This is a genomic window from Catenibacterium sp. UBA627 (genome assembly GCF_002299355.1).
GTDB lineage: Bacteria > Bacillota_I > Bacilli_A > Erysipelotrichales > Coprobacillaceae > Catenibacterium > Catenibacterium mitsuoka.
The window spans coordinates 1-1,951 of record NZ_DBPF01000116.1; the positions used below are offsets into that span (position 1 = coordinate 1).

General features: G+C 32.5%; 3 protein-coding genes. All 3 read right to left on the reverse strand.

Translation table 11 applies throughout. The annotated features are described in order from the left end of the window. Window positions 1-132: 132 nt before the first annotated feature. Entirely contained in the window at window positions 133-453 is a 321-nt protein-coding gene (cas2, locus tag B2S90_RS07490) for a CRISPR-associated endonuclease Cas2 (protein WP_286696811.1), read from the reverse strand. Window positions 454-458: 5 nt separating this feature from the next. Further along, window positions 459-1,457, reverse strand: a complete 999-nt coding sequence (gene cas1, locus B2S90_RS07495) for a CRISPR-associated endonuclease Cas1 (protein ID WP_286696812.1) — start codon at window positions 1,455-1,457, stop codon at window positions 459-461. A gap of 65 nt (window positions 1,458-1,522) precedes the next feature. Then, window positions 1,523-1,951: hypothetical protein (locus tag B2S90_RS07500; protein ID WP_286696813.1), on the reverse strand; the 429-nt coding region annotated here is incomplete at its 5' end.

Here is a 1,951-nt window from a genome sequence, read left to right on the forward strand (position 1 = left end):
TTAGATAAATATAAAATAACTTTATCCGGCTTATAATGTCTGCATATATGCAACATAGAACCATCTCTATAGTTATTCTCAGATATTGGATCAGTACCTCCTACAGGAGAAAACAAAATCTTTTTACCCATGTTATATCACAATAATATCCTCAGACTCTTCACTTTCATCTTTACCCCAGGATATTATCTGCCCCTTTCCACTAATCTTATATATTCTTACACTATCTTGAGTCCCTATTCTTTTAGGTATCCCTTTAACTAGTTTATCAAATTTATTCTTTCTTAAATGTGCTTCAAAGGCTGATTTCTGTACTCTTACTCCATAGCCTGATAACCATTTCGCAAATCTTTGTCTCTTTCTATTATCCACAATATCATAGATAATCAATACGAACACTTTTCTAATTGATTTATTCTCATCAATCTCAAAGAAATAATCTTCTCTTTCCATAATGATCACCTAATCATAATAGGAGAATACATTGATGCATCTTCATGTACTATTGCATCCACTAATGAACTCATTTGAAAAGATATTGCACTTCTGAAGCTTACTGGATAATCAATATAATCTAAATATTTCTGACATACCTGAAACTTATTTTCTAGTTTCTTGATGAATTTATTCAATGCTTTTTTAGAGATATAAACCCCTTCTCCATCATCTGAATAAAACTCATCAATATGCACTTCATGTCCATTGATCATACTCATGACTGTAGAGTCTATAAGAACTGCTCTCCATTCTTCCATCATATCACTTGCAAGTGTTGGGTGTTTTTCAGCATCTCTATGAAGAAATCCAAAATAAGCATTTAACCCTTTTATCTCTATTTCTCCATAAAGTTCATTCATCAAGATAGAATAACCTAAACTCAACATAGAATTAAATGCATCACGAGGCGGTCTTTTACTTCTTCCTTCAAACTTAAATGCATCATCAATACAGATGGATAAGCCTTTAAAATAATACTTTGCAGCACTTCCTTCATATCCCATGAGTTCTTCTATACTCTTTACATAATTCACTTTTCTTAAAGCACTCTTCATATGTAATTCAATATCACTTATATTATGATTTGTGCTTTTAGAATATCTTCTCAATACTACAATCTGATTGTGTACCTTAGCATAAATGATCTTCTTAGAAAGTTCTAATGCGAATGGTTGGTCATATAAACCTGCCTGCTTTCTTTGAAGAGAAGCTTTAATATGACCTGTTGAAGACAACCTGCCAAAATAGTGACCACCCTTTGAAAAATAAGATAAAGAAATACCTTTCTTTAAACATTCTTGGATACATTGCGTTGTGACTTGTGCATGACCTAATAGAGTTATACCATCAATACTTTCTACTGGAATAGTACGAACCATTCCGTCTTTATACCTGACTGTTATTCTATTATCCTGCTTACCTATCACACAATCACTTTTATCAATATACAATATACTCATAACGCTTCCTCCTTGTACTGTCCCTTAAAAGAGAAGGAGAAAGCTGATACTTGGTTACCCAAGTATCAGTTAAGTTCTTCTATTTTGTCTAATTGACATAACCCCATTTGTAGTAACTGATCGTGATAATATGTACATTTGATTGTATGTGGAGAAATACCATAGAGGCGTAAATCATCCTCATGTTTATGAAGATTACGTCTTGTCTTCTTATCAAATGTTGTTGTGTTAACCATAATCTGCTGGACTATACGCACTGTTTGTTCACTGTCTTCTCCATCATATAATGGATAAACAGCTGTTTTACTTGCATATCCACTTCCTCCACCTAGAAATACAGATCCATCACCTATATACTCAACTGCAGTGAATGGTTCAACAAAGTACTTATTATAATTGTCATCAAAGTAGTTAATGGATTCTATAATATCCTGTTTAGTATATGAACAGATACTTGTATCAATAGTAACTGTAAATACAATGTCTGTACCAGG

Excerpts from the sequence above, each read along its gene's own strand:
- cas1 (WP_286696812.1), bottom strand. The coding sequence starts at position 1,457 with ATGAGTATATTGTATATTGATAAAAGTGATTGTGTGATAGGTAAGCAG.
- cas2 (WP_286696811.1), bottom strand. The coding sequence starts at position 453 with ATGGAAAGAGAAGATTATTTCTTTGAGATTGATGAGAATAAATCAATT.